Annotated in this window: 15 protein-coding genes; 3 read left to right on the top strand and 12 right to left on the bottom strand. The window is 65.4% G+C overall.

All coding sequences use genetic code 11. The features are described 5' to 3' along the window. Window positions 1-12 precede the first annotated feature (12 nt). Window positions 13-615: an anaerobic ribonucleoside-triphosphate reductase activating protein gene (gene nrdG, locus E3T24_RS02940; RefSeq protein WP_134368034.1), complete on the bottom strand. Its 603-nt coding sequence runs from the start codon at window positions 613-615 to the stop codon at window positions 13-15. Next, the gene (gene nrdD, locus E3T24_RS02945; RefSeq protein WP_134368033.1) at window positions 608-2,845 is read right to left on the bottom strand and encodes an anaerobic ribonucleoside-triphosphate reductase; all 2,238 of its coding nucleotides are present in this window, start codon (window positions 2,843-2,845) and stop codon (window positions 608-610) included. The genes nrdG and nrdD overlap by 8 nt, the downstream gene beginning before the upstream one ends. Before the next feature lie 297 nt (window positions 2,846-3,142). Between nrdD and E3T24_RS02950 the strand changes: the two genes are divergently transcribed. Next, the gene (locus tag E3T24_RS02950) at window positions 3,143-4,000 is read left to right on the top strand and encodes a pseudouridine synthase (RefSeq protein WP_241978598.1); all 858 of its coding nucleotides are present in this window, start codon (window positions 3,143-3,145) and stop codon (window positions 3,998-4,000) included. On the opposite strand, the gene E3T24_RS02955 is transcribed toward E3T24_RS02950, so the two are convergent. Both E3T24_RS02955 and E3T24_RS02960 read right to left on the bottom strand, forming a co-directional pair. Further along, window positions 4,001-4,486 carry a class F sortase gene (locus tag E3T24_RS02955; protein WP_160141109.1) on the bottom strand — a complete coding sequence of 162 codons (486 nt, stop codon included), beginning with the start codon at window positions 4,484-4,486 and terminating at the stop codon, window positions 4,001-4,003. A gap of 196 nt (window positions 4,487-4,682) precedes the next feature. Further along, the gene (locus tag E3T24_RS02960; RefSeq protein ID WP_134368030.1) at window positions 4,683-5,537 is read right to left on the bottom strand and encodes a hypothetical protein; all 855 of its coding nucleotides are present in this window, start codon (window positions 5,535-5,537) and stop codon (window positions 4,683-4,685) included. Between the two features lie 140 nt (window positions 5,538-5,677). On the opposite strand from E3T24_RS02960, the gene arfB reads away from it, so the two are divergent. Further along, the gene (gene arfB, locus E3T24_RS02965) at window positions 5,678-6,100 is read left to right on the top strand and encodes an alternative ribosome rescue aminoacyl-tRNA hydrolase ArfB (RefSeq protein WP_134368029.1); all 423 of its coding nucleotides are present in this window, start codon (window positions 5,678-5,680) and stop codon (window positions 6,098-6,100) included. 39 nt (window positions 6,101-6,139) lie between these two features. On the opposite strand, the gene E3T24_RS02970 is transcribed toward arfB, so the two are convergent. The 8 genes from E3T24_RS02970 to E3T24_RS03005 all read right to left on the bottom strand — a co-directional run bounded on the left by E3T24_RS02970 (window position 6,140) and on the right by E3T24_RS03005 (window position 15,296). Next, window positions 6,140-8,023, bottom strand: coding sequence for an FAD-binding monooxygenase (locus E3T24_RS02970; RefSeq protein ID WP_134368028.1), 1,884 nt, complete (start codon window positions 8,021-8,023; stop codon window positions 6,140-6,142). Window positions 8,024-8,187: 164 nt separating this feature from the next. Continuing rightward, window positions 8,188-9,033: a Cof-type HAD-IIB family hydrolase gene (locus E3T24_RS02975; protein ID WP_241975750.1), complete on the bottom strand. Its 846-nt coding sequence runs from the start codon at window positions 9,031-9,033 to the stop codon at window positions 8,188-8,190. 109 nt (window positions 9,034-9,142) lie between these two features. Then, complete coding sequence (locus tag E3T24_RS02980; protein WP_134402329.1) at window positions 9,143-10,237, bottom strand: C45 family peptidase; 1,095 nt, start codon at window positions 10,235-10,237, stop codon at window positions 9,143-9,145. Then, window positions 10,234-11,064, bottom strand: coding sequence for an ATP-binding cassette domain-containing protein (locus E3T24_RS02985; RefSeq protein ID WP_134368025.1), 831 nt, complete (start codon window positions 11,062-11,064; stop codon window positions 10,234-10,236). The genes E3T24_RS02980 and E3T24_RS02985 overlap by 4 nt, the downstream gene beginning before the upstream one ends. Continuing rightward, entirely contained in the window at window positions 11,061-11,867 is an 807-nt protein-coding gene (locus E3T24_RS02990) for an ABC transporter ATP-binding protein (protein ID WP_134368024.1), read from the bottom strand. Before E3T24_RS02990 ends, E3T24_RS02985 begins: the two co-directional genes overlap by 4 nt. After that, window positions 11,867-12,694, bottom strand: coding sequence for an ABC transporter permease (locus tag E3T24_RS02995; RefSeq protein ID WP_134368023.1), 828 nt, complete (start codon window positions 12,692-12,694; stop codon window positions 11,867-11,869). Before E3T24_RS02995 ends, E3T24_RS02990 begins: the two co-directional genes overlap by 1 nt. Further along, complete coding sequence (locus E3T24_RS03000) at window positions 12,691-13,623, bottom strand: ABC transporter permease (RefSeq protein WP_241975751.1); 933 nt, start codon at window positions 13,621-13,623, stop codon at window positions 12,691-12,693. The genes E3T24_RS02995 and E3T24_RS03000 overlap by 4 nt, the downstream gene beginning before the upstream one ends. 38 nt (window positions 13,624-13,661) lie before the next feature. Next, complete coding sequence (locus tag E3T24_RS03005; protein WP_134368021.1) at window positions 13,662-15,296, bottom strand: ABC transporter substrate-binding protein; 1,635 nt, start codon at window positions 15,294-15,296, stop codon at window positions 13,662-13,664. Window positions 15,297-15,430: 134 nt separating this feature from the next. Here E3T24_RS03005 and E3T24_RS03010 point away from each other — a divergent pair, with 134 nt between their 5' ends. Further along, window positions 15,431-16,462: a LacI family DNA-binding transcriptional regulator gene (locus E3T24_RS03010; RefSeq protein ID WP_134368020.1), complete on the top strand. Its 1,032-nt coding sequence runs from the start codon at window positions 15,431-15,433 to the stop codon at window positions 16,460-16,462. Window positions 16,463-16,470: the final 8 nt, after the last annotated feature.

Consider the following 16,470-nt stretch of genomic DNA (forward strand, 5'->3'; position numbering starts at 1 on the left):
CTTCCAGAACTTCTAGATCAGGTTGCGTTTCTCGATCTGTTCATAGCTGCTGGTCGCATCCTTTAGTTCGCCCCACAGCGTCACCTGGCCACTGGCGAGGGAAGCCTTGACGTCGATGATCCGCTGGTTGCTGCTGCCCCGGAACTGCAGGCCCGGGTCGCGCTTGCCCAGTTCGAACCGGCCGTCGACCAGAACGTCGATCGCGCCGAGCAGGGCGAGCTTGTCCGCACTTTCCAGCAGCAGCTCTTCGAACGTGTAGCCGGTCCAGCACCACACGTCCTTCGACGAGCCGAGTTCCCGGCGAACCCGGTCGAGGAGCGACAGGCACACCCCGGTGTTGAGGAACGGCTCGCCGCCGAGCAGGGTGAGGCCCTGCACATACTCCTGGCCGAGGTCTGCCAGGATCTGGTCCTCGAGTTCACCGGTGTACGGCTGTCCGTAGCGAAAACTCCAGGTGGCCTCGTTGAAGCAGCCCTCACAGGCGAACAGGCACCCGGACAGGTACAGGCTGCACCGCACCCCCTCGCCGTCGACGAAGACGAAGGGTTTGTAGTCGCCGACGTGCTGCTGGCTCAGCTTCTCCGACAGCCACTCGCCGGGCTGGGGGTTACGCATCCGCGGCCACGGATGCGGCGGCATCCGCCCCACGGATGCCGGTGGCGCCGGCCATGTGCTTGACCCGGGAGGTGATCTCCGTGTGCCGGCCGTGCACCATCGGGCGGGCCTGCGGGTTGCCGAGGTAGCCGCAGGTGCGCTTGACGACGTCGCAGGTCATCGGGTCGGCGTTTCCGCACTCGGGGCATTCGAATCCGCGCTCGGTGGCGTCGAAGTCGCCCGAGAAACCACAGGCGTAACAGTGGTCGATCGGGGTGTTGGTGCCCAGGTAGCCGACCCGATCGTAGGAGTAGTCCCACACGGCCTCGAGTGCCTTGGGGTTCTGCTGCAGGATCGGGTACTCGCAGTAGTGGATGAACCCGCCGGAGGAATACGTCGGGTAGATCTTCTCGAAGTCCAGCTTCTCGAACGGCGTCGGGTTCTTGCGCACGTCGTAGTGGAAGCTGTTGGTGTAGTAGTCCTTGTCGGTGATGTTCGGCACGGAGCCGAATTTCTCGGTGTCGAGTCGGCAGAACCGGTCGGTCAGACTCTCGCTCGGCGTCGAGTACACACTGAACTGGTAGCCGTACTCGTTGCTCCACGCAGTGGTGCGCTCGTGCAGCGTGCGCAGGATGTCGATGGTGAAGTCACGGGCTTCGGTGTTGGTTTCCCAGTCGCCGCCGTAGAAGGACGCGGCCACCTCGTAGAGGCCGATGTAGCCGAGGGACACCGTGGCCCGCTTGTTCTTGAAGAGGGTGTCGACCGGCTGGCCGGCCGACAGGTGCTGGCCGAAGGCGCCGTAGACGTAAAGAATCGGGGCGTTCTGCGGGGTCGCTTCCTTGCACCGCTCGATTCGAAAGAGCAGAGCGTCGCGCGCCGTGCTCACCCGCTCGGCGAGAATGCTCCAGAACTTTCCCTTGTCGCCGGCGGCCTCGAGGGCGATCCGGGGCAGATTGAGCGTCACGACTCCGAGGTTCATCCGGCCTTCGGAGACGTCGTTGCCGTCCTCGTCGGTCCAGCCCTGCAGGAACGAGCGGCAGCCCATCGGCACCTTGAAGCTGCCGGTGAGTTCGACGATCTTGTCGTAGTTGAGGATGTCCGGGTACATGCGCTTGGTGGAACACTCCAGCGCCAGCTGCTTGATGTCGTAGTTCGGGTCGGCCGGTTCGAGGTTGAGGCCCCGCTTGACGGTGAAGATCAGCTTCGGGAAGATCGCCGTGCGCTTTTCGCTGCCCAGCCCCTCGATCCGGATCTGCAGGATCGCCTTCTGGATCTCGCGCTCGAACCAGCTGGTGCCGAGGCCGAAGCCGAGGGAAGTGAACGGTGTCTGCCCGTTCGAGGTGAACAGGGTGTTGATCTCGTACTCGAGGCTCTGCATCGCGTCGTAGATGTCCTTGAGGGTCTTCTCCTCGGCGTACGGCTGGTGCTGCGACTCGTCCGTTATCCACTTCCGGGCGTCGGCCAGGTGCTTCTCGAGGTTCTTCTCGGCGTAGGGGGCGAGCACCTCGTCGATGCGGTTGCCGGAGCATCCGCCGTACTGGGTCGATGAGACGTTAGCGATGATCTGGGAGATTTGGGCCGTGGCCGTCTGAACCGACCGGGGCGGATCGACGTCGGCGTTGCCGATCCGGAAGCCCTGACTCAGCATGGTCTTGAAGTCGATGAGGCAGCAGTTCGTCATCGGCGCATAGGGGTGGTAGTCGAGGTCGTGGTAGTGCAGGTCGCCCTTCTGGTGGGCGTTCGCGACGTGCGGGGGCAGCATTTTCAGGCCGATGGCCTTGCCCACGGCTCCGGCGGTCAGGTCGCGCTGGGTGTTGAAGACGTCGCTGTCCTTGTTGGCGTTCTCGTTGACGACCGATTGGTCTTTGCTGATCAGTTTGACGATCGAGTGGTTGATGTCGGTGGCTTTGCTGCGTGCGAAGTCCCGCTGGATGCGGTAATTAATGTATGCCTCGGCTGCGTCGTATTCCTTGCTGTCCAGCAGGGCATGTTCCACGATGTTCTGCACCTCGTAGATTTTTATGTCCACCGCGAAGCGGGAGGCTATCTCGCGATTGACGCGAGCGACCAGATCACGGATGGTGCGGTGCGTGAGCGGGGTCAGCTCACCGTTGACCTCCGTGAAGCTCTTGGCGAGTGCCGCGTAGATGCGGGCGTCATCGAAGGCGAGCCGGCGTCCATCCCGTTTGGCCACCATGAGCGTGCTCGGAGTGTTCCCCGTCGGGACGGTTCCTGCGCCGGGGTTTTCCATTTTCAACACTCTGTGCCATCTCCTTGGGGTCAGCACCCACGACAATCGGGCGGGGGGTTGAGCCGGGCGAAGGAACCATATGTAGTGGTTGGGGTGTGATCTCCATACTACCTGTAGGGGTTGGCGGCGATTCGCTTCGGCTCGCCGCGGCCGCCACCGAGTTGGTGAGACGGATACCGGGCGACGTACGATCAGTGAATGCCCCCGCCCTCACCGTTGCCGCAACGCCACGGGCTCGATGCCGCCTGGGTGAGCACGCCCGATCGGGACCGCGCCCGGCCGCATCCGTGGCCGACCATGGGCGCCTGGTTGCTCGAGCGTCTCGCCGAGTTCGTCGATGTCGCCGCTTTTCTGGCCGGGGAGCGCTTCGCCTATCAGTCGGGCGAGCCGGTCGTCGGCAGCGACCCCTACCAGCCCCATACCTTCGTCTGGTTTCATCGCGACCTCGCCGATGAGGCCTTCGTGCCCGGTATCATCCACGTAGTCCATCGGGACGCCCGACTCGTCGTGATCGACAAGCCGGCCTTTCTGTCGACGATTCCGCGTGGTCGGCACGTCCTGCAGAGTGTGGTGGTGCGCCTGCGCGCCGAGTTGGGGCTGCCCGAGCTCTCGCCGTTGCATCGCCTGGACCGGGTGACGTCGGGCCTTCTGGTCCTCGCGACCGAGCGACGGTGGCGCGGGGCGTATCAAACGATGTTCCAACGCGGCGAGGTCGGCAAGACGTATCGTGCGCTGGCCCCCCTGCGGCCGGAACTTGATCTCCCCGTCACCGTCCGCAACCACCTCGCCACCAGGCGAGGCCACTGGCAGGCCGAGGTGACCGACGATCCGGCCAACGCCGAGTCGCTGATCGAGCTGGAGACCGTCCTGCAGGGCGGTGTGCAGGACGGCGTGCAGGACATCGGCGTCTATCGGCTGACGCCGCGCACCGGCCGCACCCATCAGCTGCGGATGCACATGCTGGGCCTGGGGATCCCGATCATCGATGACCCGGTGTACCCCGTCGTTCAGGATGTCGCGATCGACGATTTCACCCGGCCGCTGCAGCTCCTGGCGAGTGAGGTGACGTTCACCGATCCCATCGACGGGGAGCTGCGCCGGTTCGAGAGCGTGCGAACACTTCCGTTGCCTGCCGAGGCCGCGCGGGCCGAGTGATCAGCAACCGACGTTTGTCTTGTCCTGGTCCAGTTGCAGCACCGCGACGATGTTCTGCACGGTGGCGGAGTTCGGGTCGTAGCCCACGGGGCGGTAGCAGCTGACGAGAACCAGACGGTTGGGGATGGCGTCGGTGAGTTCGTCGTTGTTCTTGTACTGCGCTTTGTCCAGCTTGAGGGACTTCTGCTCGACGTAGCATAGCCTCCCGTTTGCCGTGTCGATGCTCGCGACGGCTCCGGGACGCAGATCCTTCAGGTCGTTGAAGACCGCGGTGTCAACCCAGGAGTGTCCGTACAGGTAGACCGTATTGGTCGAGTCCGTGCCGGCCAGACCGCCGGCAATGGTCGTGTCCCAGGCGATGGTGGTGAGTTCGGTCGGATCGAAGCCGCCACGGCTGTCGATCATCGACTGCGTGTATTTGGAGACGGCTCCGTCGATCCCGATCGAGGGGACCGTGAGACGCAGCGGCACGGATGCGTTGATCACGACATCAGGCGCAGGTGTAGCCGAGGGAACGTCCGGGGCAACGGGCAGGGGCGCGGCCGGTGTCGCCGGTGTGACGCGGTGAATCGAGGGTGTCGGCAGGGCCGTCGGGGCTGTCTCCGGGCCGGTCGGGTGGAGAAGGATCCACCCGACCGACATCACTAAGAGAAGCGCCGCTACTCCGCCGAGCAGCGCCGGTTTAGCGACGGGCACCAATCCGGCGTGCGGCGAAGGCTGCGGTCAGCAGCCCGGCCAGCAGCAGCGCTCCGGCCCCGAGGAAGACGGGGGAGTCGTTACCGCCGGCTGAGACGTGCGTGAAGCCGTCGGTCTTGGAGTCGTGCAGTTTGTTCTTGGCGACCGGCGACGCCTTCGGTGTGGGCGTCGTCGAGGAGGCAAGGCTGATGTTCTTCAGCGAGGCGGCGCAGGTGACGACGGATCCGCCGCCGTTGGCCGTGTTGTTGCACTGGTTGATCGAGACCGGCAGCTGCGCGCTCATGGTCGAGGGGGTCACCGTGCAGGTGACGCGATCGGAAGCGCCGCCGCCGTTCACTGATCCGTTGCACTGGGTGATCGTCGCGCCGGATACGTTGGCGGGGAACGGGTCGCAGTTCAGGGTCGGTGCGGTGCCTTCCGCCCCGGATCCGTTGCACTGGTTGACGGTTGCGCCGGTGACGCCCGTGGACGCCGCCCCGGTGATGTTGTTGGTGACGTCTACGTTGCAGATGACGCTGGCGCCGCCGCCGTTCGCGGCATAGTTGCACTGGCTGACCGATGTGGTGAGCGCGTCATAGCTCTTCGTCGAGGTCGTGCAGGTCGGCTCCGTGTTCGCGGGGCCGTGGCATTCCTTGACGGTGACGGTGGAATTGGCCACTCCGGTGGCGACGTTGAGGTTGTTGACCACGGTCACGTCGCAGTTCAGGCCCAGACCGGGGGTGTTGTCCACATTGTTGCACTGGGCGATCGTCTCCGCAGCCGACGCGGGTCCGCCGGAGGGGGCGAACGTCAGGCCCAGAACCGAGAGGAGGAGCGCCGCGGCGAGGACGGAAACTCTCATCATCGGCGTGCTGAAACGAGAAGCGCCGATGGGCGCGGGGTTAGTCAAAGCCGTGTTCACAGCACTCCTCAAATAGGGGGAAAGGCTACCATGCGGCCTCCCCTCAGGCCGAATGCCGCAGATCGTGCGACGCTGGGTGCATGGACCTGGAGGTAACGCCCGCGTTGACCGTTCCCGAGCGCGAACTCGGCTGGCGGTTCTCGCGGTCCTCCGGTCCGGGCGGTCAGCACGTCAACACGTCCGACAGCCGGGTCGAGCTTTTCTGGAACGTCGCCGAGTCGGCGGCGCTCTCCGATGAACAGCGGATGCTGCTGCTCTCCCGCCTCGCCAAACGTCTCGTCGACGGGGTGATCACCGTGACAGCGTCGGAGCGGCGCTCCCAGTTGCGCAATCGAGAAATCGCCCGGGCCAAGCTCGCCGACCTCGTGGCCGGATGCCTGGCTCCCGCCGCGGCGCCCCGCCGGCCGACGAAACCCACCCGGGGTTCGGGCCGTCGGCACCTCGCCGCGAAGCAGCAGCGGTCGGCAACCAAACGTCAACGCCAGCGGCCGACCGCCGAGTAGCCGCGGGGGCGCCCCAAAGGGGGCGCCCCGCGGGGGCGTCTACCGAACGAGCAGCACCTGCCGGAAGAACGCCGCCAGTTCCTCGGTCTCGGCCAGGGGCAGCACGTTCGCCACGTACTGGTCCGGTCGAACCACCACGACGGCGCCGCCGCGGTCGATCCCGCGAAGTTCGAAGATGTCGTGCTCCGGGTCGGTGGAGTACACCTTCTCGTAGTCGATCAGCTCGAACGGGCCGATCTTCGGCAGGAACGCGGCCGGAACGCTGCCGATGTCCACGCCGGTGTGGTCCTGCTGGTAGATCACTTTGACGTCGAAGACACTGTCGATGTCGGTCCCGCCGGGAGTGTGCAGGATCAGCGGGGACTCCGGCGACGTCTGCAACCATTCGGCCCAGTCCGAGAGCGCCGAGGCCTCACCGGATGCCGCGGCATCCGCGAACGCGTACAGACGCCAGCGGCCATCCGCTCGGTGGTGGTGTCCGAGCTGCACGGGGTTGGCGTCTCCGACGCGCACCACCGAGGCGGACTTGAAGCGCTTGCCGAGCGGGAACCCTGCGGCCAGCGGCTGGTCGGCCGCCGCACCGATCAGCATCGACGGCGGGTATTCCGTCATGAACCCGGACGGGAACTCCGCCGTCCGAGTGTAGAAGTCCTCCAGCGGCACCTCGAGGTCCTCCGGCCTGGTCGCCATCAGGGTCGACCACTGCTTGTCGAAGTCGATCAGGTTCCTGGCGATGACCTGACGCTCGGCCGAGTACGTGCCGAGCAGGGATTCTGGGCTGCGGCCTTCGAGTACATAGGCGAGCTTCCAGGCCAGGTTGAAGCCGTCCTGCATCGACACGTTCATGCCCTGACCGGCCTTCGCACTGTGCGTGTGGCAGGCGTCGCCGGTGATGAAGACCCGCGGTGTGCGGGTGCCGACCTCGGCCGGCAGCACGTCGTCGAATCGGTCGGTGAGACGGTGGGCGACCTCGTAGACGCTGTGCCAGGCGACGTTCTTCACGTCCAGCGTGTAGGGGTGGATGATGGCGTTGGCCTTCGCGATGATCTCGTCGATCGTCGTCTTGCGCACCGCTCCGTTGTCGTCGGCGGACACCTCGCCCAGGTCGACGTACATGCGGAACAGATAGCCGCCCTCACGAGGGATGAGCAGGATGTTGCCGCCGGTCCCGGACTGGATCGCGCACTTCATCCGGATGTCCGGGAAGTCGGTGACCGCGAGAACGTCCATCACTCCCCAGGCGTGGAACGCCTGGTCGCCGGCGAGCGTGCAGCCGATGGAATCGCGCACGGCGCTGCGGGCGCCGTCCGCGCCGACAACGTACCTGGCATGGACGATACGCTCCTGGCCCGCCCGTTCACCGTCGGTGTGCACCAGCGTCACCGTCACGGGGTAGTCGCCCTCGTCGGTGTTCACCAGGCTGCGGAAGTCGAAGCCGTAATCCGGCTCCATCCGCGTCGGCGAATTGGCCATCACCTCTGCGAAGTAGTCCAGCACGCGGGCCTGGTTGACGATGAGGTGCGGAAACTCGCTGATGCCGGCCGGGTCGTCGACCGCGCGGGCGGAGCGGACGATGCGGGACGCATCCGTGGGGTCCGGCGTCCAGAAGGCCATCTCGGTGATGCGGTACGCCTCCGCGATGATGCGCTCCGCGAAACCGAACGCCTGGAAGGTCTCGACGCTGCGGGCCTGGATGCCGTCGGCCTGGCCGATCGCCAGGCGCTCGCCGCGACGCTCCACGATGCGAGTCGTGATGCCGGGGAAGTGGGAGAGCTGGGCGGCGGTGATCATGCCGGCGGGACCCGTTCCGACGATGAGAACGTCGACGTTCTCGGGGAGCTCGTCGGGGCGATCGATGCCGACCCCCGCGGCGTCCTGAATGCGCGGGTCTGTGGACACGTATCCGTGGTGGTGGAACTGCACGGCTTCCTCACTTCTTTGTGGGCGGATCTGCGGGCGAAACGGACGTCACTGTCGTTGCGTGCTGGCTGTTGCGGGTAAAGCGCGCGTTCGATAATAGAACGCAGAGTTCGATTATCGCTTCACTAATGATATATCATATGGCTGCCCGCGCCAGGAGACAAGCGCTAGGGGACAAGCACCGGCTTCAGGTTCGGCAGGGCCTCACGGATGCTGCTGACCACGCCCGCCTCCGCGTTCGACGCCGCGGTGTGGCGGGCACGCGCACGGATGCTTGCGTGCGCGTTGGCCATCGCGTAGGAGTGCCCGGCGGCGTCGAGCATCTCGGCGTCGTTGAGGTAGTCGCCGAATGCCATCGTCTGCTCCCGGCTGACCCCCAGATGTCGCTGCAGCCGCACCAGCGCCCGGCCCTTGTTCGCGCCCCGGTGCATCACATCGACCCAGTTCGGGCCCGAGACCACGACATCGGCCGGCAGCCCCAGGCCCCGGATGGCCGGGCCGCTGCGCGTCTCGGCCCGGCCTGCGTCGTAGATTGCCAGCTTCAGCACATCGTCATCGAGGCAGGCGGCGTGCACGTCCGCAACGATCTCGACGGCGGCGTAATAGCGGCGGACGTGGTCGACGAAGGCCGCATCGGTGCGCTCGATGTAGGCGGTCCGGGCGCCGCAGACGACGATGCCCAGGTCGGCTCCGTCGGCCACGGTGGTGCGCACCCACTCCACGAGCGGGGCGATGGCCGCGTCCTCGACGGGTTCGCGGTGCAGGCTGGAGCCGCCCTGCATCACGCTGGTGCCGTTTTCCGCGATGTAGATCAGTCCGTCGCGCTCGCCGAACATGCCGTGGAGGGTCTGGTACTGCCGGCCGCTGGCGGGAACGAAGACGATTCCGGCCCGCAGGAGGTCATCGAGGAGAGGCCAGAACGCGTCCGGCACGTGGCCGTCGTCGTCGAGCAGGGTGCCGTCCATGTCCGAGACGATGAGACGGATGTCGGCAAGCTCTGCGGGGTAGGACACTGCGGCGGCTTTCGGTCGTTGTTGATTCCCTGGGAATCCCCGAGTGTTTGCTCGCGTTCCTCGGAAGGTGGCGACGACGCTGTCTCTCCTGATGATGTCACCTCCAGGATCAGCGCCCCACACCGCCGGTTCGGTGTTCAGCTACCAATCGCACCGTCTCGGTGTCGATTGTGTCCGCAGGAGAGCCCGCCGACACCGTCATCCCTCGCGCGGCGGAGTCCAGGGTTATCGTTGCCAAGGTTGCCCAGCGGTCGCCTAGAACGGCACCATCCGCGGGAACGCAGCAGAGCTGGGCCGGGTCACCGGGTTGGGATACGAGGAACGGCAAGAGGCCTGACGCATCAGGCGGAAGCGGCGAAAGACGTACCCGGTCTGTCAGCGTTGCGAGGCGCAACTGAGAGTCCGGGTCGTACAGGCCCGGCTTTTCGCCCTGGGCCAGCCGGTCATCGAGGAAATGGTTCGTGTGGAGCAGCACGTCGTTCTGCGGCTGGACAACCGCTGCACCCACCGGGCTCAACTCAACGATCACGGCGCCTTCCGGACTCACGACGGTAATGGCGCTGGATGTGCTGACGGGTGCGCTGAGCAGAATGTCGACCGCCTCTGCAAGGGTTGACGCCTGAGCCAGCACCCGGGCTCCGACCAGGTGCACGGGAACCCCGTCGGCCCGGTCGGCCCGGTGGCCCAGGATATTGAGCAGAATGCCGACGCCGGCATCGTTGATGCCGATTTTGCTGATGATGCCGTACTCGGTCAGGCCGACGAAGTCGCGGGCGTTCCCGCGTACCTCCTGCAGGTGCCAGTGGTCCGACAACTCGTCATGCCAGTCCCACGTTTGGGCGCCGATGGGATTGTTCCGCGCGTTCACGATTGTCGAGCATTCACCCGGCTTCGCACCGAGGCCTCCAGAGAGGATTTCGGTGCGTGCGTTTAGGGCAGCCACCTGCCAGACGGCGAGTCCGGAACCCTCGGCGGTTCCCTCCATCTCCGAGGCCAGGTCCATGCACCATTCCCTGGTGGCCCGCAGCGCGAGTTCCGCGTTCAACTGCACCGTCTCCGGGCTGATGCCGGCAGTGGCGAAGAGAGCGAGGTAGATGGAGAGGCTCTCGGCCAGCACATCGCGGATCGCGCGGCCGCGTTGCAGACCGCGCCCGAAGGGATCCGTTGAGTCGACTTGGATTGTGATCGGAGGGTCAGTGATCATGAGGTGATTTCCTCCCGAAGGGCACGGATAACGCCGCGCTGGGGTTTCCAGCCGGGGCGAGGTGCACACTCGAGAAGCAGTTGAGTGTACGGATGCTGCGGGTTGGTCAATACTTCGGCGGTGGAGCCGCGCTCCACAATGCTTCCGCGGCGCATCACGACGACCTGATCGGCGATCATCTGTACGACCGACAAATCGTGTGTGATGAAGAGATAGGTCAGCCCCCTGGACTGGCGCAGCTCGGTCAGGAGGGCAAGGATTTGTGCCTGGACGGTGACATCGAGCGCCGCCACAGACTCGTCCAACACGATGACGGCAGGATCAGCGGCGAGGGCGCGGGCAATGGCCACGCGCTGCCTTTGGCCGCCGGAGAGCTCGCCCGGAAGCGCTCCCAGCTGGTGCGGTTCCAAGCCCACCTGTGCGAACAACTCGATGCAGCGCGCCCGTCTGGCCGCACGATCGAGGGAGGTGTGGGCGCGCAGGACCTCGTCTACGGCGGTCTGCACCGGCAGGCGGCGGTTGAGTGAACTCTGCGGGTCCTGGAAAACCATCTGGATCTGACGCGCCCGGCGGCGCAATTCGCGCCGGTTCGCCTTGGCTGCGACCGGGTGGCCCGCAACCCTGACGGTGCCCGAGTCTGAGGTCTCCAGCCCGACGATGATGCGTGCCAGCGTGGTCTTGCCTGACCCTGACTCGCCGACCACGGCCAGACAAGACCCGGACTCGACCGTCAGCGTGACCGCATCGAGCGCCGTCACTGCCCCGCTGGAGTGACCGGTGTGAAACGTCTTGGTGAGCGACTCGACGGTAATCGCGGGCGTGGTCATTCGGCGCCTCCTGCTGTGCGGGTCCAGATCACGCCGGCCGGGCGGGAGTCCATCAACTCCCGTGTGTAGTGATGCTGCGGATCGTCGCGGAGCTGTTCCGGCGCGCCGGTCTCCACTACGACGCCGTCCTTCATGACGTTGATCCGGTCGCAGATCGCGGCGGCAAGGTCGAGATCATGGGTGACGAACAGCATGGCCATGCCGAGTTCACGCCTGCAATCGTCAAGGATCGCCATTACCTCCGCCTGGGTGGTGACGTCAAGGGCAGTCGTCGGCTCGTCCGCGAGCATGAGTCGCGGTCTCCCGGCGATCGCCCCCGCGATCACGACCCGCTGGAGCATTCCCCCTGAGAGCTGGTGTGGGTACGAACCGAGGACGCGGTCCACGTGGTCGATGCCGACCTGCTCGAGGAGCTCGCCGGCGCGGAGCCGGGCTGATCGAACGGAGAGCCCCTGGGCATCGTGCATGCCCTCGACGAGGTACTGCCGGATGGGAAGCACTGGGTTGAGCACCGCGTGCGGGTTTTGGGCGATCATCGAGACGTCCCTTGCGCGCATCAGGCGTAGCGGCTCACCCCGCAGCGCGAGCACGTCGATCCCGTCGAGGGTGATGCTGCCGGTGACCCTAGCATTTCTTGGTTCAGTGCGGAGAATCGACCGCAGGGTCATCGACTTTCCACTGCCCGATTCGCCGACCAACCCGACGGCCTCGCCGGAATCGACGGTGATCGACACGTTATTGAGGATCTGGCGCGACGAGTGCTCACCGGCGATGGCTAGGTTGAGACCACGAATGTCCAGCATCAGGCCTTCCTTCCGGCGGCCGCGCGGCCACCCAGTCGTTCGCCGATGTAGCCGAGGGCGGCCACGGTCAGCACGATGCACAACCCGGCAAGGACACTCTCGGCCGGGTATCCCTTGAGCAGGGATTGCTGCCCGTTGGAGACCATGAGGCCCCAGTCGGCCTGGGGTGGCTGCACACCAAGACCCAGGAAGGACAGGGCGGCGAGTTCGATCATCGCGAAGCCAAAGTTGATCGTCGCCCCGGTCACGATGAGTGGAGCCACGTTGGGCAGCAGGTGCCGGGTCGTGATGGTGACACCGGAGATACCCTGCAGCTGTGGCGATCGTGTGTAGGGCAGGTTACGTTCGCGCATGGCCGTGCTGCGGATGACTCGGGCCGTGTACGGGATGTACGCGATCGACAGAGCGAGCGCGGCTGTGGTGAGGCTGGGTCCGAAGACGGCGATGGCGAGCATCGCGAGCAGGAGGTTGGGGAATGCGAACAGAAGGTCGAGCACCCGACTCATGAACGAGTCCACGATTCCACCCCACCAGACGCTGGTCAGTGCCAGCGTCGTGCCGAAGACCGCCGTGATGACGACCACGATCAATGGGCCGGTCAGGCTGGAGCGCGCTCCCCAGAGCAGCCGGGAGAAGATGTCTCTACCTGCCTGGTCCGTGCCGAGCAGGTGGGCCATGCTGGGGCCTTGGTAGCGCTGGGTGACGGAGCCGATGGTCGGGTCGTAAGGGGCGATGATCGGTGCCAGCAGGGCGCCGAGCACAACCAGGGCGACGAAGCCGACGGCGATGGAGCCGAGGGGGCCCATTCGTTGAAAGAACCTGCTCACTTGCTGCGCCTCGTTCCTACCCGCGGGTCGATGGCTGCGTACAGCACGTCGACGAGCAGGTTGATGATGCCGAATGCCGCGACCAGGATGATCGCGATTGCCTGCACGACTGCGAAGTCTTTTCGCTGAACCGCTCCCACCAGCAGAGTGCCGAGCCCGTCGAGGGTGAAGGCGTATTCCACGACGAAGGATCCGGCGATCAGCCCTGCGATGTGAACGCCGACAATGGTGCTCACCGGGAGCATGGAATTGCGTATGACGTGGCGGCGCAGGACGAGCATGGCAGGAACTCCGCGGGCACTCGCCATGACGGAGTGCTCGGAGTCTCGCTCCTCCCGAATGGCGGTGCGGGTGATGCGGGCGACCACGGCAGCGGACGGCAGGGCAAGGGCGAGCGCCGGGAGCGTGAGGTGCCAGATGCGATCGAGAAGGCCCGTCCCGGAACCGAAGACGGGGAACCAGCCCAGGCCGACGCTGAAGATGCTCATCAGGAGCAGAGCCGCGAAGAAGGTCGGAACAGCGAATCCCAGGTTGGAACCCAGGAGCACGACCTTGTCGACGATTCCATCGCGGACGCCGGCCCCGATGCCGAGTCCGACACCTAGCACCACGATCACGATGGCTGCGAGCAGCACGAGCATCAGCGTGGTGGGCAGGCGGTTGGCGAGCAGATCGCCCACTTCTTGACGGTTGGCAAGGGACTGCCCGAAGTCGCCCTGTAGAACGTTGGTGAGCCAGTTCCAGAAGCGGACGAAGAAGGGGTCATCCAGTGAGTACTGTTCGCGGATCGCGGCCAACACGTCCGGCGAAACGGTGCGCCCCTGAACCAGGAAGTTCTCCGGGCTGCCGGGTGCCGCGTACATGGCGGCGAACACCAGGAAGCTCGACACAACGAGCACCCCGGCCAGAGCGAGCAGCCTTCGCGTCATGAACATCACTGAGATAACCCCTTCTCGATCCCGATCAACTACTTGGCCGCGGCCCCGAGGTCAGCGGCCCAGGGGTAGTAGAGGTAGACGAAGGATGCCGGGACGCCCGTAACCCGCTTGTTGAGGAACAGTCGCACCGAGGGGTCGGCGATCGGGATCCAGGGCAGGTCTGTCATGGCGATGTCCTGGATCTGATTCACGAGCGCAGCGCGCTTGTCTTCGTCGGTCGTGGCGGCGGCCTCGGCGAGCAGGTCGTCGACCTCCGGGTTGCTGTACTCGTTGTAGTTCTGAGATCCGCCGGTGCCCATAATGGTCCGGAGGAAGGCGAGCGGGTCCGGCACGTCCATGTAGTTGTTGGTCACAAACGCGTCGTGGCCCTCGCGTGCCTTCGGGTCTGAGAAGAACGCACCGAACTGGGCGCTCGGGATTCCTTCCGGCTCCACCGTCAGCCCGATGGCAGCAGCGCCGTTGGCGATCTCCGAGATGATGTCGGCGTAGTACGTGCGCTCGGAGGGGTAAACGATCTTGATCGGCTGAGTCAGGTCGACCGTGGCAGCCTTGAGCGCTTCCTTAGCTCCGTCGATGTCGACGCCGGTCGGCGCGAGCTTGGCCCGGCCGGATTCGAACTTTGTCGTGCCGTAAGCCCAGCCGTTGTCGGGGATCAGCGATCGGGAGGCCTGGGCCGTTCCTTCAAACACCGTAGATGCGATGGCTTCCCGATCGGTGGCCATCATGAGGGCCTTGCGCACGGCAGGGTCAGCGAACGCGCCCTTGCCGGTGCCGATGATGGCGACCAGCTGCAGCGAACGTCCGAGGTTGAGAGTGCCCTCGGTGGAGTCCTGAAGGGTGCTCAGCGCACCCAACGGCACGTCGTAGGAGCCGTCGATGGCACCGGTGGACAGGGCGCTGGCGATGGCTGCGGAGTCGACGATGAAATTGATGTCGACCTGCGCGGTCTTGGCTGCCCTGTCCTCGTTCCAATAGCTGTCATTGCGCTGGAGGGAGATGGACTGGCCCTCGTTCCAAGCGCCGACGGAGAAGGGGCCCGTGCACATGACCAGGCCGGCGGGGGTTCCGTAGCCTTCGCCGGCGGCTTCGCGGTGTGCCTTTTCCACCACAGTGCCCACGGGGGTGACCATGTAGGAGTTGAAGGTCGCATCCGGTGCCTTGAGCTTGACGGTGACCTCCCAATCACCGGTCTGGTTGATGGAAGCGATGTTGTCGACAATGCCCCCGGCCCAGTAGCTGCCCTCGTTCGGGTCGAGCTGACGACCCAGGCTGAAGAGAACGTCCTCGGTGGTCATCGGCTGGCCGTCCCAGAAGGTGACACCCTGACGCACGGTGTAGATGTACGTCGACGCGTCGGGGCTTTCCACCTTCTCGGCCAGGTTGGGTGTGATGCTGTAGTCGGGCTGCAGCTGCATCAGACCTTCGCAGAGGTTTGCGACGACAGTGTTCTCGGGGTAGTTGAAGGCCTTGATCGGGTCGAGCGATGCAGGCTCGCCGAAGGGTAGGTTCCAGGTGGCGAGGTCGAGCTCGCCAGCGGCCTCTGGCGTGGTGACCAGGAGATCGTCGGTGGCGAGGCTCGGGCCCTCGGAACTCTGGGGCGCACCGGCGCAGCCGGTCAGAGCCAGGGTGAGTACCGCCAGAGCGGTGACTGCTTTCTTCTTCATATGGAGCCCCTAATTTTCTTGGAGAGGGAGATGGCGGACCGTGCAGTGTTTAGGAACCTAGCGGAACAAAACGTTTTGGTCGAGAAATATGCAAAACGATTTGTGAATTGATTTGACGGAGTAGAGTGCTCCTCGTGAGCACTTCAGGTCGGCGAGTCACCATTCACGATGTCGCGCGCAATGCCGGGGTTTCGATCACAACTGTTTCTCATGCCCTGAACGGCAAGGGTGTGGTGGCGGAGGCCACGCGGCAGAGAGTCCTCGATGCCGCCTCGAGCCTCGGCTACAGCGCGGATGCGATCGCGCGGGGGCTCCGCAGCAATCGTCTCGGCATTCTCGGGCTGGTGATCCGCCCTCTCGACACCCTGGATTCCTACCTGCCGGTCGGTGTGGACTACTTCGTGCGGTTCGCCGGGGCCGCCGCCGTGGCCGCGCTTGACCGCGGGTTCGGGTTGATGCTGGTGCGTGACCCGACAACCGGAAGCGTGCCGGGGATCGCGCTCGCCGTGGACGGCTTCATCATTTCCGATCCGGTCGGCAACGATCCCGTGATCGGATTGCTGAAGCGCAACGGCATCCCTCTGGTGTCGGTGGGCCGAGACGTGGAACGGCCTGACTTTACTGACTGGATCGGAACGGGCACCGTGGCCGATGCGGCGGAGGTCTTCGCCCACCTGCTCGACCGCGGCGCGCGGCGTGTCGCACTCGTCGCCGGTACGGATGCCAATGCCTGGAATGCGGACAGCGAGATTGCCTATCGCTCCTGGTGCGCCGGACGGGGCCAGAAGGCGATCGTCTACCGGGAGGACGAGCGTTCCGGGGAGAGCGGTGGTCGAATCGTCGCCGAGGCGATGCTGCAGTCGGGGGAGCCGGTACCCGACGGAATCTACTGTTTGACGGGGCGGCATGCCTCCGGACTGCAGGCGCGTCTCTGGGAATCGGGCATCACCATCCCCGGAGACGTGATGATCGTTGCCGGGTCTGATTCCGAGCAGACCCGCAGTAGCACTCCGGCGATCACCTCCGTAGACCTGAGCCCGGAGGAAACGGCCACAGCGGCGGTCAATTTCCTGCTCAGCCGGCTCGATGGTGACTCGCGGAGCGGCCCGCCGTCCGTCAAGAACGTGCTGCGTGCCCGCGAGTCGACCGACCGTCCTGTGGTCTGATTCCTCGC

The sequence above is a fragment of the Cryobacterium sp. TmT2-59 genome, from assembly GCF_004403545.1.
In the GTDB taxonomy this organism is placed as follows: Bacteria; Actinomycetota; Actinomycetes; order Actinomycetales; family Microbacteriaceae; genus Cryobacterium; species Cryobacterium shii.